The organism is Facklamia sp. P12932 (assembly GCF_050409545.1).
Taxonomy (GTDB): Bacteria; Bacillota; Bacilli; order Lactobacillales; family Aerococcaceae; genus Facklamia.
Map to the genome: position 1 here is coordinate 23737 of NZ_JBNUPG010000007.1, position 23141 is coordinate 46877.

Sequence of the window (23141 nt, forward strand, 5' to 3'; positions counted from 1 at the left end):
TTACCACTGTTTGACAACGCTTTCAAAGTGGCTAGTTTTATTTTATATTAATTTTAAAAGTGCGTCAATGAAAAATTTAAGTTTCTCAATATAACAAAAATTAGTAAACTTTTACATATGATAAATCAAAAACTCACAAGTTAAATTCTTAAGAATTTTCAAGTTCTAAGACATTTTGTTGTGAGTTTATTTCTATTTATTTAAGCTCCAACCAAGAATCTCCATAATGATAGTCTACTTTTAGTGGAACACTCAAATCAGCAGCCTCCTCCATCACTTGTGGAACTATTTTTTCTAAGATCGACATTTCTTCTTCTGGTCCTTCAAGGATCAATTCGTCATGTATCTGTAAAATCATGCGTGATTGAAGGTCTTCCTCTTTCAAGCGCTGATCTAAATTAACCATGGCAACTTTAATAATATCAGCCGCACTTCCTTGAATTGGCGAGTTCATAGCAGTTCGTTCTGCAAAGGAACGAACATTAAAATTGGTAGCGTGAATATCCGGTAAATAACGCCGGCGATTGAAGAGTGTTTTTACATAGCCTCTTTCTTTAGCTTCTTCCACAATCGTTTCCATAAATGTTTTGATGCCCGGAAACATTTCAAAGTAACGATCAATAAAAGCCTTGGCTTTTTTACGGGTAATGTTTAAATTTTGTGATAAACCATAATCAGAAATTCCATATACTATTCCAAAGTTAACTGCCTTGGCTTGGCGACGGTGGTCTGCATCTACTGCCTGATCATCTTCTAGGTTAAAGACTCTTCTAGCCGTAGCAGAGTGGATATCTTCATTATTTCTAAACGCTTCTTGCATGTGTTGATCTTGCGAAATATGAGCTAAAACGCGTAATTCAATTTGTGAATAATCCGCCCCAAATAACTTCCAGCCCTTCTTGCTTGGTACAAAAGCTTGACGCACTAGCCGTCCTTCTTCGATTCGGATTGGTATGTTTTGTAAGTTAGGATCAGTGGATGAAAGACGTCCTGTTTGAGTTAAAGTTTGGACAAAGCGTGTGTGAATCTTACCATCTTCTTTAATATAGGGTGGAAGCCCTGCTAAATAGGTCGACTGTAATTTTGCAATCTGTCGATAGGCTAAAATAGCTGGGACAATGGGATGCTTGTCTTTCAACTTTTCCAAAACATCAGCTGCTGTAGAATACCCGGTTTTTGTTTTCTTGATAATAGGCAAGCCTAAATCTTCAAAAAGAACAATACCCAATTGTTTAGGAGAATTCACATTGAAAGTTGAGCCAGCCATGTTATGAATTTCTTCTTCCATTTTTTGCATACGAATTAGAACTTGCTCATTTTTTTCATCTAGAGTTGAACGATCAACCTTTATGCCACCGATTTCAATCTTGGCTAAGGTTTGAGCCAAAGGTAACTCTATTTCATGATAGAGGTCTGTCATCTCTAGTTCTTCTAAACGATTTTCTAATGGTTGTTGAACTGCTTTTAGAGTTTGTAATTTATTGGCTAAATGTTGGTAAAACTGATCCTTATTTTCAGGTAAAGCTCTTTTTGCTCCCTTACCATAGATCGTTTCATCGTATTGCACTGTCACTGGCAGATTTAAAAGATTAGCCACATCCGCAAGTTCTTGGTTGTTTTTTGTATCAATTAAATAAGTGGCAATCAAAACATCCATCATTATGCCATTAATTTGTGTATCGTAACGGGAAGCTATGACCGCTTCACGTTTATAATCAAAAAAGATTTTTTGCTTGTCTTCGTTAGTTAACCACTCTTTAAAAACTTGACTGCTAAAAGCTAAGTCTTCAGGAAGGATGTACAATTGATTTTGTTTAAAATCTAACCAAGCGACCGCTTTAATAGGGGCAAAGTGATAATTGTCCTGTAAGATTTCACTGTAATACACTGCTTGATCAGGTAAGATAGTGGGTTCAATCCGGTCTGCTGAATCGATTACTTGGATGGAAATTTCAGGTAAATCTTCTGCTGCTTGATTAATCGTACTCGACTCCCCTTGCTCAACTTGCAAGTCTTTCAAGAAGGTTTGAAAGTCCATTTGACGATAGAACTCAGCTAAAGCTTGGTAATCTGGTTGGTGCAAAAGAGTCTCCTCAATTGTCAATTCTATCGGTGCATCATGAAGAATACGAGCTAAATCTTTACTCATCCTTGCATTAGCTTCATCATTAATAATGTTTTCTTTCATTTTAGAAGCTTTTAACTCATCTAAGCGATCATACATGGCTTCTACTGAACCAAACTGATGAAGTAATTTAAGTGCTGTCTTCTCACCCACTCTAGTAATACCTGGGTAATTATCAGATGAATCCCCCATAAGACCTTTCATGTCAATAATTTGTAAAGGCTCAATCCCCCATTTTTCTTGGATTGATTGAGGGGTGTATGCTTCTAGGTCAGAAACACCTTTACGCGTAATATACACAGTTGTTTTATCACTGGCTAATTGAGTTAAATCTTTATCTCCAGATAGGACAATAACTTGATCTGCTTGGCCTGCTTGATAAGCAAGAGTTCCTATAATATCATCCGCTTCATAATTACTTAAAGAATAATGTTTAATACCATAGGCTTCTAACAGCACACGAAAATATGGCATCTGCTCTTTGAATTCAGTAGGTGTCTTTTGGCGTCCACTTTTATAGTCTTGATATTTTTCTGTCCGAAAAGTGCCACCACTCTTATCAAATGCCACTAAAACATGGGTTGGCTTAAATTGACTCAAGACATTATCTAACATTCTCTTAAAAGTGAAAAGAGCATTAGTATGAAGACCTGATCGATTTTTAAAACGTTCAATATCAAGGATTGAAAAGAAAGAACGAAAGGCTAAACTCGATCCATCAATTAAAAGTATGGTACGTTTTGACATTATGTCACTCCTTTATTTATGCAAAAAGCCAACGAATTCGCTGGCTTTAAGAATCAAATTACATTATAAATTTTTTACATGAAGACTCGCATAGGCTGTTTCAAATTGACGAGCTAAATGGTCGATATCTCCCGCTCCCATGAATAAAAGGACTTCATCTTTGTAATCCATAAGCGGTGAAAGATGATCTTTCGAAATAATTTCAACTTTTTCATTAATCATTCTAGCTAAATCTTCAATTTTGACATCACCTGATTGTTCTCTAGCTGAAGTAAAAATATCAACTAAATGAACATGATCTGCAATTGATAAAGCTTCAGCAAATTCATTAAGCAAAGCTACGGTACGACTGAAAGTATGGGGTTGAAAGATTGCTACTACCCGTCGATTAGGATATTTTTGTTGAGCCGCATCAATTGTTGCTTTTATCTCACTTGGATGGTGGGCATAGTCATCAATAATAATTAAATCTTCAACTTGTCTTACTGAAAAACGACGCTTCACCCCCTGAAAGCTTGCCATTTGTTCAGCAATGTCTTTAGCCTTAAATCCTTCTAAATAGAGTAAGGTAATAACCGCTAAGGCATTTAAAATATTATGCTCGCCATAAGCAGGAAGGTGAAAGTGTCCAAATTTTTCTCCTTTAATATATACGTCAAAATCAGAGCCTTTTGGCGTACGTTGAATATTATCAGTATAAAACTCTTGGTTATCATTGAGGCCATAGCGATAGACAGGAACATTTGATTGCAATTTAGATAAAAATGGGTCATCCCCCCAAGCGATAATTCCTTTTTTTGCTTGGTGGCTAAAGTCATTAAAGGCTGAAAAGACATCTTCAATGGATTGATAATAGTCTGGATGGTCGAAATCAATATTGGTGATAATCGCATAATCAGGTTGATAGGCCATGAAATGACGGCGATATTCACAAGCCTCTAAGGCAAAGTAGGTAGATTCTTCATCGCCAAAACCCGTACCATCACCAATGAGATAAGAAAGAGGAGCTAGTTTTTTTAAAGTATGGGCCAGCAAACCAGTCGTAGAAGTCTTACCGTGTGAACCTGTGACAGCAATTGAAGTGTATTGTTTTAATAAGTCACCAATAAAGGTATGGTAGCGATAAATAGGTAGACCTAATTCTCTCGCTTTCACTAACTCAGGGTGTTCATCATTAAATGCATTGCCTGCTATAATCGTTTGCCTCGCTTGGATATTATCGGCTGAAAATTCTAGAATTTTGATGGATTGATTTTCTAATTCTTGTTGTGTAAAGAAATAAGTAGCTACATCACTGCCTTGTACATGGTATCCTTCACCATGTAAAACCAAAGCAAGGGCAGACATACCAGAGCCTTTTATTCCCACAAAGTGATAAACAGTATTTTTATCTAACATTATTCATTATCCTCCTTAGTAAACAAGAGAAAGGATTGCTTGTCTTTCACTAAACGTTTGAGTATCTGACGGTCAACTTTTTTCATAGTCCAACACTCTTGATGCCCTTCTTGCATCCGTTGAACTGCTTTCAAGGAATGATCAATATTGGCTAAACGTTCTTCTATTACTTGATTGCCTTGTTTAGTTTTTTCTCTTTCGCTTGTAGACAATGAGTTATTATAATCCTTTTGCAATTTGTTTTCCATATTATTCCTACGATAATCTTTATTATGCAAGAAAGGAATATCATAAGCATAAGAAAACTTTGTCTCATTTGGCTCATTTTCAAACTGTTCATCTAAAGTTTTCTTGCTTTGCATGGCTTGACTAGCTTTTTCAAGTCGGTAATGCTTTGCTTCCCGTCCATAAGCTGTTTGATAAGAGGATGATAGTGGTTTGTCTGAAAAGCTTTCTAATATTCCTGAACCGGATTCAAACCACCGATCAGAAGGTCTATCTGACATTCTATTAGATTCTATCTTCTTTTGAACCTTTTTAAAAGCGGGCTCTTCTAAAGCGTGTTCAGAACTACGATGACTCCCCATACCAAGATGAAATTTTCTTTTCTTGTTTCCAGCTAAGTGATGACCTTTTTTGAAAGCTGGACCTTTATATTCAGAAGTCATAGCGATCTCCTTTGTGATTTTTCTCTAAATTAATAGCTTTGAATTACTTCTGCTAAACTTGTTCCTACTTCAAAATGATTCGGCAATACCCAGATGCCTGGATCATTTTGAATATCTTCTAAACCAAGCTCTCGGGTAGAACAAATCATACCTCTAGAAGGAACACCTCGTAATTCACCAGGCCATATAATTGCGCCCGAAGGCATCACTGCACCTGATTTGGCCACTAAAACTTTTTGACCCTGCGCAATATTAGCTGCTCCACAAACAATTTGTAAGACTTCATCTTCGCTCACTCGTGTTTGAGTAATATTTAAATGGTCAGAATCTTCGTGAGCTTGACATTCTTCAACGAATCCAACCACAAATTTTTCTTCTCGATCGATTTCGACCTCTAAATCAAAGCCTGCCTCTTTAATGAGGTTTTTAACCAGCATTTCTTGTTCTTTATTTAATTTAACAAGACCTTGACCCTCCACTTTAAAATGCTTAGATAAACGATGAATATTAATACCCATCACTTGATCATTTGTCTGATCTCTAATTATGGTAACATCCCCTTTGCGTTCGTAGCTAAGATGATCTTCATCCGTTATTCCATTAGTTAAAAGAAGTACATCGCCAATTCCTTCTTTACTATAAAATGCTAAACTTTTCATTTAATTGCTCCTTTTATGATTTAATAATCGTTTCATAAGTCGTGCGATCAAAATTACGTACTAAATGCAAGAGCATTTCTTTGGCTGCTTCATAATCTGAGATAGTAAATAAAGTTTGATGGCCGTGAATATAACGTGCTGGAACTCCAATCACTGCACTAGGAACACCCTTATTCATAGTATGAGCAGCTCCAGCATCAGTACCACCTTTAGAGAAGAAACATTGGTAGGGAATATTATGGGTGTTTGCAGTATCTTCAATATACTCGCGCAAGCCTTTGTGAGTAATCATACCAGGATCTTGGATTCTCAGTAAGAACCCTCCACCTAATTGCCCTTCACTTTGAGTCGCTTTTTCAATATCATTTGCTGGTGAACAGTCCACCGCTACAAAAAGATCCGGTTGGAATTCATGAACGCCCCCTCTAATACCTCTTAAACCAACTTCTTCTTGAACACTTGCTCCAATAATTAATTCATTATTGAGTTCTTCATTTTGAATTTCACGAAGCGTTTCTAATACAACTGTACATCCATAACGGTTATCCCATGCTTTAGACAGAATTGATTTACCGTTTGCTGTCTTAATAGTTTCCACTTGGGGTACAATTGGATCGCCTAATCTCACTCCAAATTCTTCTGCTTCTTCCTTAGAAGTAAATCCTGCATCAAAAAGAATAGAATCAGCCTTAAGCTGTGATTTAGCGCCTTTTTCTCTTAAGAGATGAGGAGGAACTGCTCCAGATACAACCGGATAATCGCCTTTTTTAGTTTGCAACGTAAAGCGTTGGGCTGAAATCACATAAGGGTTCCATCCACCAATTGGGACTACTCTGAAAAGGCCTCGATCGGTAATTTCACGAACCATAAAGCCCACTTCATCCATATGCGCTGCCACCATTAAACGAGGTGCTCCCTCTTTCTTACTATGTTTGATACCAAAGATATTTCCTAAACTAGACTGATGTATTTCATCAACAAGCGGAGACATTTCTTGATGCATGAAGTCTCTAACACGTTTTTCGTGACCTGAGATTCCTTGTAATTCAGTTAACTTTTTTATTAAGGCAAAAGTTTGATCGTTCATAAAATTTGTGGCTAAGCCACACCCTCCTCATCTTTATTTGACTTATTATTCTCCTTTTATTCTGTCACAAAAATACTTTAAAAGCAATTGGCGTACAAGTTTGAAAAGTATTCTTTAAATAAAATTTATGGTATGATCAAGATAAGTTTCAAAAGCGATAAGAAGTTAGATTACTTATCACAAATAGGAGGAAAGATATGTCTCAAAACAAAAATTACAGCTTACTAGGAACAATTGTGTTGATATCTGGAATTGTTATTGGTGCTGCAGGTACGCTATTATATAAGGAAAATCGCCCCTTAAACGCTGGTAAGGTATTAGAAAGTATTCGTGAAGCCTTCGCGCTTGAAGGAGAAATCACAGGTTCTTGGATCGATTATGACCCTATTGAATATACTACCTACAATTCCCGTCCATTGGTATACACAGGAGGCATCTCACGTAAGGAAAATGACCAGATCGTTCACTACCACTTTGTTGCAGATATCTATACTGGAGAAATTTTAAATACCTTCGAAGCTTAACTTACATACATTTTCTAAGCACTTTAAGGTGCTTTTTCTTATGTTCAAATTTTACTAATCCATTTATACTTTTAAAATAATCTATATATTATTATTTATAATCAAAAATAAAAGCTGTTGACCTAAAAGATTAGCATGTTAGAATAAAGAGTATCACTTTAATGAAAGGAGCGAGGTTATGTACCATGATAGTGAAGAATGGCAAATAACCCCATTGAGCGGAAACACTGGTCAAGCTTATATGGGCGTCAGTAAAGACGAAAAAGTCTTTTTTAAACGTAACACCTCGCCCTTTATCGCTGCTTTAGCTGCTGAAGGTATTACCCCTAAACTAAAATGGACTCAAAGAACTTATACGGGAGACATATTAACTGCTCAAGAATGGGAGGAGGGTCAATTATTAAATAAACAGGATATGGCTAACCAAGAAGTCATTGATTTGATCCGCTCTATCCACCAAAACGATTCTCTTTTGAATCTACTCAAACGCGCAAAAGCTCAGGAGTCGTCTCCTCTAGATTTAATAAAGGATTATTATCAAGGTCTACCCCATTCATTAAAGTTTCACAGCTATTTTAATCATATTATCCAGCAGATGGAGCACATGATTGATCGAGATTTTTTAGAGATAGACTACTGCATCTGTCACGGAGATCTTAATCATAATAACTTTTTGTTAACAAATGACCAACATTTATACTTAGTCGATTGGGATAATGTTAAAATTGCTGATCCACTATTTGATATCTGCTATCTACTTTGTCATTATTTTTCACCTACAGAATGGATGCAATGGTTTAATCTCTATGAATTTCCTATTACTGACTCCTTTCAAAAACGGGTAAAATGGTACAGTCTCCTAGCTTGCCTTAATCTGATTAAAGAATATTATGCAGAAGATCGTCATTATCAAGTCAATGAAACTATTGTTTTGCTAAAAAACATCTATGAAAATTAAAAAGGAGAGACTATGAGATTACGTCATAAACCATGGGCCGCTGATAAATTAAAGGCCTATCCAAAATATGTTACTCAAAACCCCCAAGACTTTAAGGGGGAATGGCAAAAGCGTTTTGCTAAAAATCAACCCATTCATATTGAAGTTGGATCAGGTAAAGGACAATTTATAGTTGAAATGGCTAAAGCCCATCCTAACATCAACTATATTGCCATCGAATTACAAACTTCAGTAGCTGTTTCTATTCTGGATTTACAACTAAATACCCAACTAGAAAATTTACAAATTATTAATGCCCACGGTGGCGATTTGAACCATTTCTTTAGTGATGGAGAAGTCAACCGTGTATATCTTAACTTTTCTGATCCTTGGCCCAAGGCTCGTCATACTAAACGACGTTTAACTTCCCCTAAATTTTTAAGCCAATACCAAACAATTTTAAAACTTGATGGGGATATTCATTTCAAGACAGATAATATGAGTCTCTTTCAGTATTCTTTAGCTTCTATGAGTCAATATGGTTTCGTTTTTCGTCAAGTATGGTTAGATCTTCATCATAGCGATTTTCAAGGAAACATACAAACTGAATACGAGGAAAAATTCTCAGCCAAAGGTCACCCAATCTATCGCTTAGAGGCCTATTTCCCACAAAAAAATAATAGCTTGCTAAACACACAACCCCCTCAATAGGTATTCGTCTATTGAGGGGGGTATTTATTTAAAACTTTTCTGATTATGAACGGTGTTCTTTCAAGATTGACTCAAACTCATCGAGCCTTTCTTCAAAAACATCAAGCGTCGCTAAAATATAATTTGCTTGAGTCATATCTAAGCCAGCGTCTTTCATAGTATCTACAGCATATTTAGAAGACCCTGACTTTAAGAAACCTTTGTAATTCTCTAAAGCTTCTTTATCTCCTTGATAGATTTTAGCTGCAAAGTAAGTTGCTGCCGAGAATCCTGTGGCATATTGAAAAACATAATAATTATAGTAGAAGTGAGGAATACGTGACCACTCTAGCACAATCTCAGAATCTGAATTAACTGCCTCCCCGTAGTATTTAGCATTTAACTCACGATAATTTTCTGAAAGAAACTCCTGTGTTAAAGGTGTGCCTTCAGCATCTGCAGTATGCATAAAGTGTTCAAATTCAGCAAACTGTGTTTGTCGGAAGACGGTACCTTTAGCTCCGTCTAAGAAATGATTTAAGATGAATAGACGAATTTCGGGATCTTTATATTTGTCTAATAAGTAATAAGTTAATAAGTTTTCATTAGTAGTCGACGCAATTTCTGCTAAGAAAATAGAATAACCAGAATAGATATGCTCTTGGTTATTGCGACTTAAGTATGAGTGTGCAGAATGCCCTAGCTCATGAATTAAGGTATAAAGGTGATTAATTGAGTCTTGCCAGTTCATTAAAATATATGGCTTAGAATCATAGGTTCCTGAAGAATAAGCTCCTGATCGTTTACCGATATTTTCATAAAGGTCAATCCAACGGTCAGCAAAAGCTTCCTTCATTATTGCCACATAGTCTTCACCCATTGGTTTTACAGCTTCCAAAATAATCGACTGCGCCTCTTCATAAGTCACTTTAATTGGAGCTTCACCTAATAAAGGTGTATACATATCGTACATTTCTAAATCTTCAACACCTAGTAAGTCTTTACGAAGTGCTACATAACGATGTAAAAGATTTAAACGTGAATGAACAGCCTCTAACAATGTATCATACACTGACTCTGGCACATTGTTTTGGAAAAGAGCAGCTTGTCGAGCAGAGTCAAAGTGACGTACTTTTGCTTGATAATTATGAGCTTTCATTTGACTAGAAATTAAGCTAGCATATGTATTTTTAAATTGGTCGAAAATACTATAATATTTTTGGAAAGTTTCTTTTCTAACGCGACGGTCAGAAGATTCAAGCATCTTTCCATAAACCGAGTGCGTTAACTCTACTTCATGGCCTTCTTCATCCTTGATAGTAGGAAACCTCAAATCGGCATCAGTCAATAAGCCAAATGTTTTGCTTGGTGTGGCAAAAATTTCACCCGCTTTAGCCAACAAAAGCTCTTCTGCATGGCTTAAAGTGTGTGGGCGAAAACGTACTGCATTATCTAGAAACTGACGGTATTTTTTTAATGACTCATTGGTCTTAATAAATTCCTGTAGTTTCTCCTCATCAATCGCTAAAAGCTCAGGATCAAAGAAAGCTGTAGCTCCATCAAATTCAGTAATTAATTGCAATGTACGCGCTTGTAAGCTTTGTGAAGCAGAAACGGTTTGATCTTGATCACTGATTAAGTGACTATAAACATATAAGTTTTCAACGATTCTCTCAGTTTCTTTCATCGTTTCAATCGCTTTAACAAGCTGATCTGCACTTCGACCTAGCGTGCCCTCTAAGTCCTTCAAATCACCAATCATTTGTTGAGCCTTTGTAAAATCCGATTCAAAAGCTTCTTGGTCTTTATACATGGATGACAAATCCCAGGTATATTTTTCTTCTATCTCAGAACGCTTACGTGCTTTATGTGTAGACATAACATTACTCCCTTTTCTTATGATAATCTTAGTTTATCATAATTAGATCCTAAATGGGAACGGTATCATTAATTAATTAGATGATTTAAAAAAATTTTTTCTGACTCTCTAACAAATCGTTTTTACTCCATTAATCTTTTTAGAACATAATAAAGAATATATAAAGTTTCTTCTAATATAGTTTTAGATTGGCCCATTAAAGGAAAGTGAAACATACTAAAGTGGTTGTTATCTAAATGTTCATTCATCCTCGAGGAAAAGGAAGAAAAGTTTAACCCCTCTCCTTCAGGGTTGATTTTCAAATTTCTATTCAGCCATAACATTGATTCAAAGGCCCAAATCCAAATCAGCCAGCCAGGCTCTTTCATCGCTTGCACCTGCCAATTATTAAAAACCCATCTGGGTATTTCTTCCAAGTTAATTTGATAGTTGTAGAGCTGGTTTAAGAAAACACGATAAGAAAGATTGGATTTTATTGATTGAATAATAAAAGAATAGTCAATTAGAGAAATACTCCTAGACTCGCTTCTTTTCAAATAAATATTTTTTACATCGCTCTTTGCTTTTAAGCTTCCATTAAGTGCCAATAGCCAATTTTCTTTATAAGAATAGCTTGTAAGCTTAATATCTAAATTATTTAAACTATAAACTAAAGGTATATGGTGATAACATTTTAATTCGTACTGATTTAAATCTAAAGTCCAAACGTGATAACCAAGTTTCTTTGAATATGCGATACAACGTCGAACCCATGTACTTAAGCCCCGTTGTTTAAAATAATAATCATCAATTAACCATTGAACTTGAAAACCGAGTGCTTGATAATTTTTTTGTCTTTTATCCATATCAATTGATGAAATGACTGATTTTTGATACTCAACTATCCAAGCGCAAGAGCTATCTTCGACCATAAGATCAGCAATCTGATTTATTTTTTCAAAAATAACCTCTTGCGCACATTCATAGCCAAAGTTTCGGAAATTATCTCGTAATAAATTTTTGGCCTGCTTATGTTCTTTACTTTCTCCTCTGTGAGTCTCTTTTAAACCAAATTTTAAATAAGTACCCTCATTTTTACTATCTAATGAACAAGCTTTTAAATGTCGGAAGTAAGAACGCCCTTTTTCTTTATTAATTAAAACTACTTTAGTTAAGCAGTACGGACAAACATAAATCTGATCCTTTTTTGCTTCTTTTGCATAGATTAACTCACCAAATTGATTTATTGCCGCGTACATTAATAACCCCCCTTTAATCTGAAATACAGATCTAAAGGGGGTTAGGTGTTTAATTGATTTAAAATTGATTTCCAAAGAAGAAGAGTGCATCTTCTTTTCTTAATAACTCACCGTGTTCTGCTAGAACAGATGCAGTGACCATTGATATTTCTCCAAACTCGAAGAGAGTCAATAACTTAGTTGCAAGTTTATCTTTACTTACTGTTCGTTCTAAATCATAGAGAATCAAGAAATAATGCGAATTCATATAATATAGATCTGAAACTAGCAATTCGCTTGGTATTTCACGAGCTAGTCTTAAAAAATTATCCAATGAACTAAAACGAATGACTCCTTCAATAGGTTGCTCTTGTGATAAGTCTTCATCTTTTGACTCAGACTTAGGATTAAATAAATTCATCATCGTCTCAATCGCCGTCTTCTTAGTTTTCTTATTAGTAGAGGAGCTTACTTGTTGATTCGATTCAGCAGTTGAATCGATCATATTTTCACTAGAGGATTCCTTCAGGGACATTTCTTTGCGTTCTTTAAGACGCTTCGTTAGTTCATCTTCCCAAACCTCATCAAGTTCCTCAACATTGGCACGGCTAATATACAATTCTAAGCCTTCGCTGTTAGGAATCACTTGGAATGTCACAGCTTCTGAATCGTGAAAATGATGGTCAATATCCACTTCTTCTAAAATTGAGTAAAAGAATTTTTCAATCCGTGATTGGTCCCCTATTAGGTCTAAAAAGTCGATACCCCGTTCTTCTAGATCCTCAGATCCAATTAGAACTTTAATTAGGTTATCATTTATATGCTCCATTTCCATAGCAATTCACCTCCACCTTCTTATCCATTATACTACTTACAAACAGACATACCAAGCATTATGTCATGTTCCGTAATTTTAGCAAAAATACATTGTCTATGCAAGCTTATCCAATGCAATTCTATTTATTCAAAAAAAGAGCCCGAAGGCTCAAATTTTTGTTTATTCATTTACCAAAGCACGAGCGTGACGCAATGCGCGAGCTCTTACTTCTCGAGGCAAGAAACGTCTGATTTCATCCTCGTTGTAACCAATCTGAATGCGTTTATCATCTAAAATAATTGGTCGACGCAACAAACCTGGTTGATTTTGAACTAACTCAAAAAAATCATTTAAAGGTAATTCGCTGATTTCTACATCTAATTCTGAATAGGCTTTTGACCGAGTTGAAACGATATCCTCTGTCCCTTCCTCTGTCATACGCAAAATACCTTTTATTTCGTTTATCGTTAAAGGTTCAGTGAAAATATTGCGCTCTTCGAATGCAATATTATTTTCTTCTAGCCATGAACGGGCTTTTCTACATGACGTGCAACTTGGAGTTACATATAATGTTACCATTAAAAGATCATCCTCTCTTGTGAACATTCTTCTCTCTTAAAGACACGTACATATTCAATTATTGAACTTAAGATTTTATCATTTAACAATCAAATCTATTCGATACAATAAGTGAGTTTCACAAAGTATTTAGTACTACATATAGAATTATAGCAACAAAAATGCTTTAAAGCAAACTATAATCAATGATTAGTGTGTGACATTTATTAGAATTACTGATGAAAAACTGCCAGTTTGTGAAAACACTCAATCTTTTTTCATAAAAGCTAGCATTTAATTTTAGATAGGTTATAATTATTAATGTAAATATAAGCCATTAGAAAGAGGAAGATCATGAAAGAGACCATTTTTTCCGGTGTACAACCATCCTCCATACCTACTCTTGGAAACTATATTGGAGCCATGAAATCATTTGTTGATTTACAAGATAAATATCAAGCAACCTATTGTATTGTGAATCAACATGCCATCACAGTCCCACAGGACCCTGAAATATTGGTAAGACAAACTAAGCAACTAGCTGCCCTTTATTTAGCGATTGGTATCGATCCGAACAAATCCACAGTATTCGTACAATCAGAAGTACCTGCTCACTCTCAAATTGCTTGGCTCATTACCTGTCAGATTGGCGTAGGTGAGCTAGAACGAATGACACAATATAAAGACAAGTCTGCTAAACAAGAATCAGTTGGTGCTGGCTTACTTTGTTACCCGGCATTAATGGTTGGTGATATAGTTCTTTATGATGCTAAATATGTTCCAGTAGGTGATGACCAGCGTCAGCATATTGAATTAACAAGAAATTTTGTAGACCGTTTTAACAACCGCTACGGAGAAGACATATTAGTTAAACCAGAACCTATTTATCCAAATGCTGGTAAGCGAGTTATGAGTCTGCAAGACCCAAGTCGAAAAATGTCCAAATCAGATGAAAATGAAAAAAGTAAAATCTCAATGTTGGATGAACCGCGTCAAATCATTAAGAAAATTAAATCAGCTGTTACTGATTCAATTGGAGTCGTTAATTATGACACGGCTAACCAAGCTGGATTATCCAACTTAATTGAAATTTACGCAAGCTTAAGTGCACAGCCAATTAAAAAGATCGTTAATCAATATCATGACTTAGGTTATGGTCGCTTTAAATCAGACTTAGCTGATTTAGTTGTATCTGTCTTAGAGCCTATTCAAAAGCGTTATAATCAGCTAATCGCAGGCGATGAACTTTATGATATTCTTTCTATAGGTGCAACTAAAGCTAATGAAACAGCTTCTCAGACATTGGCTCGTATGGAGAAAGTAATGGGTATACGATATAGATAGTACATAGCAAAAAAACTGCCAACTTATTCAACAAGTTGGCAGTTTTCTTTAATTGTTTTGTGCTTCTTTCTCATAACACTCTTGACAAAACCCATAAAAGGATACTTCCATCGCTCTTACCTTAAATTTACCTAACTCTTTTATTTCGGTGTATATATCATTAAATTGATTTAAAAAAACATCTTCAATTTTTCCACAAGCTTCGCAAATTGTATGTCCGTGGGGATGCACATTAATATCATAGTGTTTTGTTTTTTCATCAATGTTCAACTCTTGTAAAATGCCTGCATTCACAAAAGCACGAACATTATTATAAACTGTTGCTAAACTCATTTGTGGATAGTCTTGTTGAACTTGCTGGTAAATCTCTTCAACACTTGGATGCTTGACTTTTGTCAAGATTGTTTTTAAGATGGCTCGTCTTTGAGGAGTTATACGAACTTTACCCTTCTTCATTTTTTCTAAAAGTTGATTAATATCGGATTCAATAGCCTTTTCTGTTTGCATGGACAAACCACCTTCTAATATGTTTATATAGAAATGAATGATAATAAATTGAAGCTGTTACAATTTAACATTTTAAATTATATCCATCAAAAAATCAACTGACCGAGATCAGTTGATTTTGATTTTTTTATTCTACTTCAGCAGATTCTGATTCATGTTTCTCAAAAGTATATTTTAGAACTGGCTTACGAGAAGCTCCTGCTTCATCCAAACGTCTTACGGGTGTATTATGTGGAGCTGTTTGAACAATTTCAGGATTATTAATAGCCTCTTGATTAATCTTAATTAAGATATCTGCTACATAATCTAAGTCTTGCTTAGATTCTGTTTCAGTCGGCTCAACCATTAAACATTCATTAACATGCAATGGGAAGTAAGTTGTTGGAGCATGAATACCAAAGTCTAAAAGTCGCTTACCAACATCTTTAGCTGTTACTCCATAATCTTTCTTGTGACGACTTAAGTCCAATACAAAGTCGTTTTTGTTGAAGTTAGGGAATGGTGCATCAAAGTATTCATTAACACGTACTCGTAAATAGTTAGCATTAAGAACAGCATCTTCAGAAGCACGACGTAATCCTTCAGCTCCCATTGAGCGAATGTATGTATAAGCACGAACGTTTACACCAAAGTTTCCAAAGTTTCCTTTGATACGACCATAAGATTTCTCAGGTGTTTCAAGCTCATATTTGTCGCCATTTTTTACCACATTGGGTCCAGGAATAAATGGTGCTAATTTATCCACAACGCCAATTGGTCCTGATCCTGGTCCTCCACCACCATGAGGTCCAGTAAAGGTCTTATGTAAGTTCAAGTGACAAGCGTCAAAGCCCATTGCACCTGGAGAAGTTAATCCCATAATAGCATTTAAGTTTGCACCATCATAATAAGCAAGTCCACCCGCTTCGTGAACAATATCTACAATTTCCTTAGCATCTTTTTCAAACAAACCAGCTGTTGATGGGTTTGTAATCATAATACCGGCAATATTTGGCCCTACAGCAGCACGCACTGCCTCGACATCAATAATCCCTTCTGGAGTGGAAGGAAGCTCAACCGTTTCGAAACCAGCTACCATAGCTGTGGCTGGGTTTGTTCCGTGAGCAGAGTCAGGAATTAGTATTACTCGACGTTGCTCCAATTCTCCAATGGATTCAAAATAAGCTTTAAAAGCTAATATTGCTGCTAACTCACCTTGAGCACCTGCAGCTGGTTGTAAAGTTAATGCTGGAAATTGAGTGATTTCCTTCAAATATTCTTGTAATTCATACATTAATTGTAGTGCACCTTGAATAGTGTCTGGATCTTGTAAAGGATGAATATTCGCAAAGCCATCCATAGCAGCTACATCTTCGTTAATCTTTGGATTATACTTCATTGTACATGATCCTAATGGATAAGGACCTGATTCAACACCAAAGTTACGGTTTGAAAGTGCTGTATAGTGACGTACAATTTGTAGTTCAGAAGCTTCTGGTAAACGCGCAGGTTCTTGACGTGCATATTCTCCTAATTCTGATAATAAGTCATACTCTTCTACTTCAGAAACTGGCAAATCATAAGCTGTGTGCCCTTCTTGCGAAATTTCAAAAATCAATTTATCATAATCTTGTAAGATCATTATTTTGCCACCTCCACTAAAGCAGTTACAAATTTATCCATTTCTTCTTTGGTACGCTTTTCAGTTACACAAAGTAGATAGGCATTATCAACACCAATTGCTTTTGAAGCATCAAAGCCACCAACAAATCCTTTTTCAAATAATTCTTTATTGACTTGACGTACATCTTTATTTAGTTTGATAACAAACTCGTTGAAAAACGGTCTAGTGTTAAGAACTTCAAAACCTGCTGCTTTTAGTTCTTTCGCAAGATAATGTGTATTATTGATATTAGCCTGTGCTAATTCTTGAATACCAACCTTACCGTATGCTGACATAGCAATAGATGATGCTAAAGCGAATAAAGCTTGGTTTGAAGAGTAGTTAGAGGTTGCCTTTTCACGACGGATATGTTGCTCGCGTGTAGAAAGGGTCATAACGAATCCACGTCTACCTTCTTCATCTACTGTTTCCCCGACAATACGCGAAGGAATCTTACGCATTAACTTGTCATTAACGGCAAAGTAACCACAGTGAGGGCCACCTAAAGACATTGGTATACCGAAAGGCTGAACATCTCCAACAGTAATATCTGCTCCAAAAGCACCTGGTTTTTCTAGTTTTCCAAGAGCTAATGGATTAGCAGAAACAATTAACAATGTTTTTGTTCCTTCTAAAGCTGACTTAATTGCTTTTAAATCCTCAACCGATCCAAAGAAGTTTGGATATTGAACAATAACTGCCGCTACTTCAGCATCTAATTTAGCTTTTAAATCTTCAAGACTTGTGACTTCATTTTCAAGTGCTATTTCTTCAACAGCGTAATCTTTACCGAAACCGTAAGTTTTTACAGTTTCAATTGCTTGTGGGTTTAACCCTTTAGAAACTAATACTTTTTTAGACTTCTTAACATGGTTAAACGCAAGGTTTGCTGCTTCGGAAACTGCGTTATATCCATCATACATACCACAGTTTGCCAAATCCATACCTGTCAGTTCAGCAATCATTGTTTGCCATTCAAATAATGCTTGCAATTCTCCTTGAGATACTTCTGGTTGGTAGGGAACATAAGCAGTTAAGAACTCTTGACGCATAATAATATGATTAACAATCGAAGGTACATGGTGGTCATACGTTCCAGCACCTAAGAAAAAAGGCATTTGACTGGACGAAGTGTTTAGAGCCGACAATCTAGTCAGTTCTTTAACAATTTCCAATTCAGAAAGTGGTTCAGGTAAGTTCATTTTGCCTGTACGGCGTACATTTTCTGGCAAGTCAGAGAAGATATCCATAATATCTTTAACGCCAATTGTTTCTAGCATTGCTTGGCGGTCTTGGTCTGTGTTAGGTAAATATCTAAATTTTGCCATGATCTGCTCCTTAGTCTATTTTTTTCTTTAATTCGTACTTTTTAAATTAATAGCAATTTTGACTTAAATATTAGAGTGACATAGAGTCACTCTAATAAACAAACCTTTAAAATTTATGATTATTCAGCTGGCTCTTCAGTTAAGAATTCTGATGTATCGATGTCTTCTTCAGTTTCAATTTCGAAGAACCATCCTTTACCTTGAGCATCTTCGTTAACTGATTCTGGTGCATCTTCTAACTCTTCGTTCACCGCAACTACTTTACCTGCAAAAGGTGCGTATACTTCAGATACAGATTTAACAGATTCTACTGTTGCGATTTCTTCTTCAGCATCGAATTCATCGTCGACTTCTGGTAATTCAACGTGAACGATATCTCCTAATTGCTCTGCAGCAAAAGCAGTGATACCTACACGTGCTTTGTTAGGTGCTAAAATTTCAATAAACTCGTGTTCTTCTGTAAAAAATACTTGTGACATTATAAATGACCCCTTTTCTTAAAATTGTTTATGTGCTCATTTTATCAAACATTTAACAAAAATGAAACCACTTTAGTTTAAATTTACTTACTAGCAGCTAACCAGTCTTTCTTAGTTAATTCTGCTTCAATTTCTTTACCGCGGATATCGATAATTACTTTATCACCAACTTTATAATCAGTGGCAACACGCATGAAACCTAGAGGGTATCCTAATGTAGGTGATTTCGTTCCTGATGTTACTACCCCAATCTTTTCACCCTCTTGATTTTTAACTTCCATACCATGACGAGCGATTTGTTTGCCGTCAATCTTAAATCCTCGAGACGCTTCTTTCTTATCGCCGGCGCGATAAGCAGCAATTGCTTCTTTTCCGATGTAATCTGCTTCTTTAGCTTTTGGTGCTGCAAATGCAATACCACCTGCGATTGGGTTGACGCTCTCATCGAAGTCATTGCCATACAGTGGTAAACCAGCTTCAAGGCGTAAAGTATCACGTGCTCCTAGCGCACATTCTTTAACACCTAAATCTTGACCTTCTTCAACTAATTTCTTCCAAATCTCAAGCATATGTTCAGCTGGAATATATAGTTCGAAACCTTCTTCACCGGTATAACCAGTACGTGAGATTTGAACACGATCAAAACCAGCTACTACTTGATCTTGCTTATAAGAATAATATTCAATCTCTTTCAAGTTAGTATCTGTAATGCGAGCCAATAATTCTTCAGCATTTGGTCCTTGAACAGCGATTAATCCCCAGTCATAAGTTTCATCTGTGATCTCAACTTGACCCTCTTGATTATGATCATGCATCCATTGAACAATCTTTTCACGGTTAGAGCCGTTTGGAGTTGCAACAAACTCGTCATCATTGCGGCGGTAATAAATCAAATCATCTAAGATGCCGCCATCTTCTTTACATACAGCGGTATATTGAGCTTTTCCGTTGAAAGTAGCTTTATGCACATCATTAGTGATTAATCCGTTCCACCAGTCATAAGCATTCATCTTAGCCGATTTAACACGAACCTCTCCCATATGTGAAGCGTCAAATAAACCTACTGCATTACGAACTGCCTCGTGCTCCTCAGCAATTTTGGTGATTTGAATTGGTAATCCCCATCCACCAAAATCTGTAATCTTGCATCCTTTTTCGATGTAATAGTCATACATAGGTGTTTTTTTCAATCCATTTTCATCTAATTGAACGTTTGTCATTATACTATCTCCTTCGCCTTACTTGATTAAAATATCTTTGACTTGTGCGTAGTATTCATCTAATTGAGAGGACAATTCAGCGACCTTGTTGTTAGCAAGCTCATAATACTCTTCTTGCTTTTCCTTATCCTTAAGCTGTCCTCCATTAATATATAAGTTTAATGAAGAAGCCTGAACAGCCGAACGTAACATTTGAAGACCTACACCAACATCGGAAACGATGATTTTTTTAATTAAAGGAATAACCTTGTCAAAGCCCTCCACAATTTGGCTGACTTCTGAAATCAAGTCAACTGGAGGTTGAGATGCAATTACTAACCCACTTTGAATTGCTTCATTACGCACTTGTTTTTCTACGTCTGTTGCTCTCGGCATACCATACGCTTTAGAAAGTGGTTCAAACTCAGTTGCATCGCGGTCGATAATGTTCACAAAAATCTCTTTACTTTTTTCAAACTCTTCAATTTTTTTAGCAAGAAAAGTTTGATCCTCTTTAGACAATTTATCACTTTGCGAGAAAATCATAGCCATCAAAATAGCACCAATACCCAATCCAGCTGTAACGCCCGCTGCAGCCCCTCCACCAGGAGTTGGATCATTAGAAGCTAACTTGTCAATAAATTCTGTGACTTTTAATTCTTTCATTACGCGCTCCTATTCTAAGCCATTTAGAAGCTTAGCACCTTTAACAACTTGTGAAGCCAGAACACCTGTTGTTACAGAACCAACACCACCTGGGACAGGAGTGATAGCACTTGCTTTAGGTTCAACTTCATCAAAGCGAACATCTCCAGTTGCCTTACCATCTTTGTAACCAAAGCCAACATCAATTACTGTTGCACCTTCTTTAATGTAGTCAGGGCCAACAAGTCCTAAAGCTCCGGTAGCTGAGACCACAATGTCAGCTAAAGTAGTGTGGATAGTGTTGTCTTTAGTATAGACATGTGTATTTGAAACAGTTGCATTACGGTTTGATAACATAACTGCTAATGGCTTACCAACAACTGGTGATGAACCAATAACACAAACTTCAGCACCCTCTAATTCATAGTCATAGTAATCAAGAATTTCGATACAAGCTTGTGCTGTAGAAGGAGCCATTGCAGTTGGATCATTGTTAATTAGCTTACCTAAGTTAACTGGGTTCAAGGCATCTACGTCTTTATATGGATTTAAGCGCTCAGCAATTTCTGCTCGCTCAATTCCTTCTGGGAATGGTTGCATAATGATAACGCCTGACACAGATTTATCTGCATTTAATTCATCGATAATTTTTAAGACATCTTCGGTGGTCTTAGCATCCAATTCAGTACGAGCTTCTGCTTCGATTCCACATTTTTCCATTACTTTCATAGCATTTTTTTCATAAGCCATGGAAGAAGGGTTTTCATCGACACGTAACACTACTAATTTAGGAACAATCCCTTTTTCTCTTAAAGCTTCTGCTTCTTGACGAGTACGCTCGCGAATTGCTTTCCCAACTTCTTTACCATCTAAAATCTTACCCATAAGATCCTCCCTTTTCTATTCAATACACTGTAAAAGTCGAACGAGCAAAAATTTACTCGCTCGACTATTAATTTTATCTTAGAATCAATTCTTTTTAGAACAATCCTTCAATGTTACCTTTTTCATCAACATCAATACGGTTAGCAGCTGGTTCTTTTGGTAAGCCAGGCATCTTCATAATGTCACCTGTCATAGCAACTAGGAAGCCTGCACCAGCAGAAACGGTTAAGTCACGGATAGTAACAGTAAATCCTTCTGGAGCTCCTAATAATTTAGGATCATCGGAGAATGAATATTGCGTTTTAGCCATACAAATTGGTAATTTACCATGTCCTTGCTCGGTGAATTGCTTAATTTTCTTCTTAGCTACTGAAGTAAACTCAACTTTTGCACCACCGTAGATTCTAGTTACTAATGTTTCAAGTTTTTCTTCGATAGAAGCTTCTACATCATAAGCAAACTTAAAGTTGCTTTCTTTTTCAGATGCTTCAACTACAGCCTTAGCTAGTTCAGTTGCACCTTCACCTCCATCAGAGAAGTGAGTTGAAAGAACAACTTTAACGCCTTCTTTTTCACATTCTTCACGTAATGCTTCAATTTCGGCATCTGTATCAGTTGGGAACGCATTGATAGCTACTACTGGGTTTAATCCGAACACATTCTTAATATTGTTAATGTGACGCATTAAGTTAGGCATACCTTTACGTAAAGCTTCTACATTTTCAGGTCCTAATTCTTTTTTATCAACTCCACCATGCATCTTCAATGCACGGATTGTTGCAACGATTACAACTGCTGAAGGAGCTATCCCTGCTTGACGACATTTGATATCTAAGAATTTCTCAGCACCTAAGTCTGCACCGAAACCAGCTTCAGTAATTGTGTAATCTGCATAATTCATTGCTAGTTTCGTTGCAATAATTGAGTTGCATCCGTGAGCAATGTTTGCGAATGGTCCACCGTGCACAAAAGCTGGTGTCCCTTCTAAAGTTTGTACAATATTTGGCTTGATTGCATCTTTAAGTAATGCAGTTGCAGCTCCAGCACCATTAATATCTTTAACAGTAACTGGCTTATTATCTTTACGAGTGTAAGCAACGATCATATTACCTAATTTTTCTTTTAATTCTTGTAAATTATTAGATAGACAGAATGCTGCCATTACTTCAGAAGCTACAACGATGTCGTAACCATCTTCACGTGTTACTCCATCAACACGACGGCCTAATCCATTTACAATATTACGTAATTGACGGTCGTTCATATCGACAACACGACGCCATACAATTCGGTTTGTATCAATATCTAATGCGTTACCATGGTGGATGTGGTTATCTAATAAGGCAGCGATTAAGTTAGTTGCTGCTCCAATCGCGTGGAAGTCTCCAGTAAAGTGTAAGTTAATATCTTCCATTGGAACAACTTGTGCGTATCCACCACCAGCTGCTCCACCTTTAATACCAAATACTGGTCCTAATGAAGGCTCACGTAAAGCAACTGCTGTTTTCTTACCAATTTTAGACATTCCGTCTGCCAAGCCGATTGAAGTAGTTGTTTTACCTTCACCAGCAGGAGTTGGAGTAATCGCTGTAACAAGAATTAATTTTCCTAAGTCCTTGTTATCCATATCTAATTTAGTAAAATCGATTTTAGCTTTTGTTTTACCGTAAGGCTCTAATACATCATTAGAAATACCTAACTTTGCAGCCACATCTTCAATTGGTTGCAATTTAGCTTCCTGTGCGATTTGAATATCTGTCTTCATTAAAATCTTTTCCCCCTTTAGATAAATCACATAGTATCTCT

At 36.3% G+C, this 23141-nt stretch carries 21 protein-coding genes; 4 read left to right on the plus strand and 17 right to left on the minus strand.

The features are described 5' to 3' along the window. Positions 1 to 196: 196 nt before the first annotated feature. From polA to pepA, 5 genes are all read right to left on the minus strand, one after another. Positions 197 to 2872 (minus strand): DNA polymerase I, encoded by a 2676-nt coding sequence (gene polA / locus ACQV2P_RS04555; RefSeq protein ID WP_428894679.1) that lies wholly within the window; start codon positions 2870 to 2872, stop codon positions 197 to 199. 63 nt (positions 2873 to 2935) lie between these two features. Further along, positions 2936 to 4270 carry a UDP-N-acetylmuramate--L-alanine ligase gene (gene murC / locus ACQV2P_RS04560; protein WP_428873613.1) on the minus strand — a complete coding sequence of 445 codons (1335 nt, stop codon included), beginning with the start codon at positions 4268 to 4270 and terminating at the stop codon, positions 2936 to 2938. After that, a complete protein-coding gene (locus ACQV2P_RS04565; RefSeq protein ID WP_428873612.1) occupies positions 4270 to 4938 on the minus strand; it encodes a hypothetical protein in 669 nt (222 codons plus the stop codon). The genes murC and ACQV2P_RS04565 overlap by 1 nt, the downstream gene beginning before the upstream one ends. A gap of 29 nt (positions 4939 to 4967) precedes the next feature. Continuing rightward, a complete protein-coding gene (gene ytpR / locus ACQV2P_RS04570; protein WP_428894680.1) occupies positions 4968 to 5597 on the minus strand; it encodes a YtpR family tRNA-binding protein in 630 nt (209 codons plus the stop codon). Between the two features lie 13 nt (positions 5598 to 5610). Further along, positions 5611 to 6684 carry a glutamyl aminopeptidase gene (pepA, locus tag ACQV2P_RS04575; protein ID WP_428873610.1) on the minus strand — a complete coding sequence of 358 codons (1074 nt, stop codon included), beginning with the start codon at positions 6682 to 6684 and terminating at the stop codon, positions 5611 to 5613. A 197-nt stretch (positions 6685 to 6881) separates the two neighbouring features. Between pepA and ACQV2P_RS04580 the strand changes: the two genes are divergently transcribed. The 3 genes from ACQV2P_RS04580 (at position 6882) to trmB (ending at position 8856) form a co-directional block, all read left to right on the plus strand. Beyond that, a complete protein-coding gene (locus ACQV2P_RS04580) occupies positions 6882 to 7208 on the plus strand; it encodes a hypothetical protein (RefSeq protein WP_428873609.1) in 327 nt (108 codons plus the stop codon). 178 nt (positions 7209 to 7386) lie between these two features. After that, positions 7387 to 8166 (plus strand): phosphotransferase family protein, encoded by a 780-nt coding sequence (locus ACQV2P_RS04585; RefSeq protein ID WP_428894681.1) that lies wholly within the window; start codon positions 7387 to 7389, stop codon positions 8164 to 8166. A gap of 12 nt (positions 8167 to 8178) precedes the next feature. Continuing rightward, complete coding sequence (gene trmB / locus ACQV2P_RS04590; protein WP_428874857.1) at positions 8179 to 8856, plus strand: tRNA (guanosine(46)-N7)-methyltransferase TrmB; 678 nt, start codon at positions 8179 to 8181, stop codon at positions 8854 to 8856. Positions 8857 to 8899: 43 nt separating this feature from the next. On the opposite strand, the gene pepF is transcribed toward trmB, so the two are convergent. The 4 genes from pepF to spxA form a co-directional block, all read right to left on the minus strand. Further along, the gene (pepF, locus tag ACQV2P_RS04595) at positions 8900 to 10714 is read right to left on the minus strand and encodes an oligoendopeptidase F (RefSeq protein WP_428874859.1); all 1815 of its coding nucleotides are present in this window, start codon (positions 10712 to 10714) and stop codon (positions 8900 to 8902) included. 122 nt (positions 10715 to 10836) lie between these two features. Beyond that, positions 10837 to 11952, minus strand: coding sequence for a competence protein CoiA (locus ACQV2P_RS04600; RefSeq protein ID WP_428873605.1), 1116 nt, complete (start codon positions 11950 to 11952; stop codon positions 10837 to 10839). Between the two features lie 58 nt (positions 11953 to 12010). Then, the gene (locus tag ACQV2P_RS04605) at positions 12011 to 12766 is read right to left on the minus strand and encodes an adaptor protein MecA (RefSeq protein WP_428874861.1); all 756 of its coding nucleotides are present in this window, start codon (positions 12764 to 12766) and stop codon (positions 12011 to 12013) included. A 162-nt stretch (positions 12767 to 12928) separates the two neighbouring features. Next, positions 12929 to 13327 carry a transcriptional regulator SpxA gene (spxA, locus tag ACQV2P_RS04610; RefSeq protein ID WP_428873603.1) on the minus strand — a complete coding sequence of 133 codons (399 nt, stop codon included), beginning with the start codon at positions 13325 to 13327 and terminating at the stop codon, positions 12929 to 12931. Between the two features lie 333 nt (positions 13328 to 13660). Between spxA and trpS the strand changes: the two genes are divergently transcribed. After that, entirely contained in the window at positions 13661 to 14650 is a 990-nt protein-coding gene (gene trpS, locus ACQV2P_RS04615; protein ID WP_428874862.1) for a tryptophan--tRNA ligase, read from the plus strand. 48 nt (positions 14651 to 14698) lie between these two features. On the opposite strand, the gene ACQV2P_RS04620 is transcribed toward trpS, so the two are convergent. From ACQV2P_RS04620 to ACQV2P_RS04655, 8 genes are all read right to left on the minus strand, one after another. Then, a complete protein-coding gene (locus ACQV2P_RS04620) occupies positions 14699 to 15157 on the minus strand; it encodes a Fur family transcriptional regulator (RefSeq protein ID WP_428874863.1) in 459 nt (152 codons plus the stop codon). 127 nt (positions 15158 to 15284) lie between these two features. Further along, positions 15285 to 16778, minus strand: coding sequence for an aminomethyl-transferring glycine dehydrogenase subunit GcvPB (gcvPB, locus tag ACQV2P_RS04625; protein ID WP_428873600.1), 1494 nt, complete (start codon positions 16776 to 16778; stop codon positions 15285 to 15287). After that, positions 16778 to 18127, minus strand: a complete 1350-nt coding sequence (gcvPA, locus tag ACQV2P_RS04630; RefSeq protein WP_428874864.1) for an aminomethyl-transferring glycine dehydrogenase subunit GcvPA — start codon at positions 18125 to 18127, stop codon at positions 16778 to 16780. The genes gcvPB and gcvPA overlap by 1 nt, the downstream gene beginning before the upstream one ends. Before the next feature lie 119 nt (positions 18128 to 18246). Continuing rightward, the gene (gcvH, locus tag ACQV2P_RS04635; protein WP_428873598.1) at positions 18247 to 18606 is read right to left on the minus strand and encodes a glycine cleavage system protein GcvH; all 360 of its coding nucleotides are present in this window, start codon (positions 18604 to 18606) and stop codon (positions 18247 to 18249) included. An 83-nt stretch (positions 18607 to 18689) separates the two neighbouring features. After that, complete coding sequence (gcvT, locus tag ACQV2P_RS04640) at positions 18690 to 19826, minus strand: glycine cleavage system aminomethyltransferase GcvT (RefSeq protein WP_428894682.1); 1137 nt, start codon at positions 19824 to 19826, stop codon at positions 18690 to 18692. An 18-nt stretch (positions 19827 to 19844) separates the two neighbouring features. After that, the gene (locus ACQV2P_RS04645) at positions 19845 to 20471 is read right to left on the minus strand and encodes a cyclodeaminase/cyclohydrolase family protein (protein ID WP_428873596.1); all 627 of its coding nucleotides are present in this window, start codon (positions 20469 to 20471) and stop codon (positions 19845 to 19847) included. Between the two features lie 9 nt (positions 20472 to 20480). Further along, positions 20481 to 21335, minus strand: coding sequence for a bifunctional 5,10-methylenetetrahydrofolate dehydrogenase/5,10-methenyltetrahydrofolate cyclohydrolase (locus ACQV2P_RS04650; RefSeq protein WP_428873595.1), 855 nt, complete (start codon positions 21333 to 21335; stop codon positions 20481 to 20483). A gap of 94 nt (positions 21336 to 21429) precedes the next feature. Beyond that, positions 21430 to 23100 (minus strand): formate--tetrahydrofolate ligase, encoded by a 1671-nt coding sequence (locus tag ACQV2P_RS04655; protein ID WP_428873594.1) that lies wholly within the window; start codon positions 23098 to 23100, stop codon positions 21430 to 21432. Between the last annotated feature and the right edge of the window lie 41 nt (positions 23101 to 23141).

What these genes read in the sequence shown, in the direction of transcription:
- ACQV2P_RS04585 (WP_428894681.1), top strand. Translation starts at nt 7,387, where the DNA reads ATGTACCATGATAGTGAAGAATGGCAAATAACCCCATTGAGCGGAAAC.
- trpS (WP_428874862.1), top strand. Translation starts at nt 13,661, where the DNA reads ATGAAAGAGACCATTTTTTCCGGTGTACAACCATCCTCCATACCTACT.
- spxA (WP_428873603.1), bottom strand. Translation starts at nt 13,327, where the DNA reads ATGGTAACATTATATGTAACTCCAAGTTGCACGTCATGTAGAAAAGCC.
- gcvT (WP_428894682.1), bottom strand. Translation starts at nt 19,826, where the DNA reads ATGACAAACGTTCAATTAGATGAAAATGGATTGAAAAAAACACCTATG.
- ACQV2P_RS04620 (WP_428874863.1), bottom strand. Translation starts at nt 15,157, where the DNA reads ATGCAAACAGAAAAGGCTATTGAATCCGATATTAATCAACTTTTAGAA.
- ytpR (WP_428894680.1), bottom strand. Translation starts at nt 5,597, where the DNA reads ATGAAAAGTTTAGCATTTTATAGTAAAGAAGGAATTGGCGATGTACTT.
- ACQV2P_RS04645 (WP_428873596.1), bottom strand. Translation starts at nt 20,471, where the DNA reads ATGAAAGAATTAAAAGTCACAGAATTTATTGACAAGTTAGCTTCTAAT.
- pepA (WP_428873610.1), bottom strand. Translation starts at nt 6,684, where the DNA reads ATGAACGATCAAACTTTTGCCTTAATAAAAAAGTTAACTGAATTACAA.
- ACQV2P_RS04655 (WP_428873594.1), bottom strand. Translation starts at nt 23,100, where the DNA reads ATGAAGACAGATATTCAAATCGCACAGGAAGCTAAATTGCAACCAATT.
- ACQV2P_RS04605 (WP_428874861.1), bottom strand. Translation starts at nt 12,766, where the DNA reads ATGGAAATGGAGCATATAAATGATAACCTAATTAAAGTTCTAATTGGA.
- ACQV2P_RS04580 (WP_428873609.1), top strand. Translation starts at nt 6,882, where the DNA reads ATGTCTCAAAACAAAAATTACAGCTTACTAGGAACAATTGTGTTGATA.
- ACQV2P_RS04650 (WP_428873595.1), bottom strand. Translation starts at nt 21,335, where the DNA reads ATGGGTAAGATTTTAGATGGTAAAGAAGTTGGGAAAGCAATTCGCGAG.
- pepF (WP_428874859.1), bottom strand. Translation starts at nt 10,714, where the DNA reads ATGTCTACACATAAAGCACGTAAGCGTTCTGAGATAGAAGAAAAATAT.
- ACQV2P_RS04565 (WP_428873612.1), bottom strand. Translation starts at nt 4,938, where the DNA reads ATGACTTCTGAATATAAAGGTCCAGCTTTCAAAAAAGGTCATCACTTA.
- gcvPA (WP_428874864.1), bottom strand. Translation starts at nt 18,127, where the DNA reads ATGGCAAAATTTAGATATTTACCTAACACAGACCAAGACCGCCAAGCA.
- polA (WP_428894679.1), bottom strand. Translation starts at nt 2,872, where the DNA reads ATGTCAAAACGTACCATACTTTTAATTGATGGATCGAGTTTAGCCTTT.
- gcvH (WP_428873598.1), bottom strand. Translation starts at nt 18,606, where the DNA reads ATGTCACAAGTATTTTTTACAGAAGAACACGAGTTTATTGAAATTTTA.
- trmB (WP_428874857.1), top strand. Translation starts at nt 8,179, where the DNA reads ATGAGATTACGTCATAAACCATGGGCCGCTGATAAATTAAAGGCCTAT.
- murC (WP_428873613.1), bottom strand. Translation starts at nt 4,270, where the DNA reads ATGTTAGATAAAAATACTGTTTATCACTTTGTGGGAATAAAAGGCTCT.
- ACQV2P_RS04600 (WP_428873605.1), bottom strand. Translation starts at nt 11,952, where the DNA reads ATGTACGCGGCAATAAATCAATTTGGTGAGTTAATCTATGCAAAAGAA.
- gcvPB (WP_428873600.1), bottom strand. Translation starts at nt 16,778, where the DNA reads ATGATCTTACAAGATTATGATAAATTGATTTTTGAAATTTCGCAAGAA.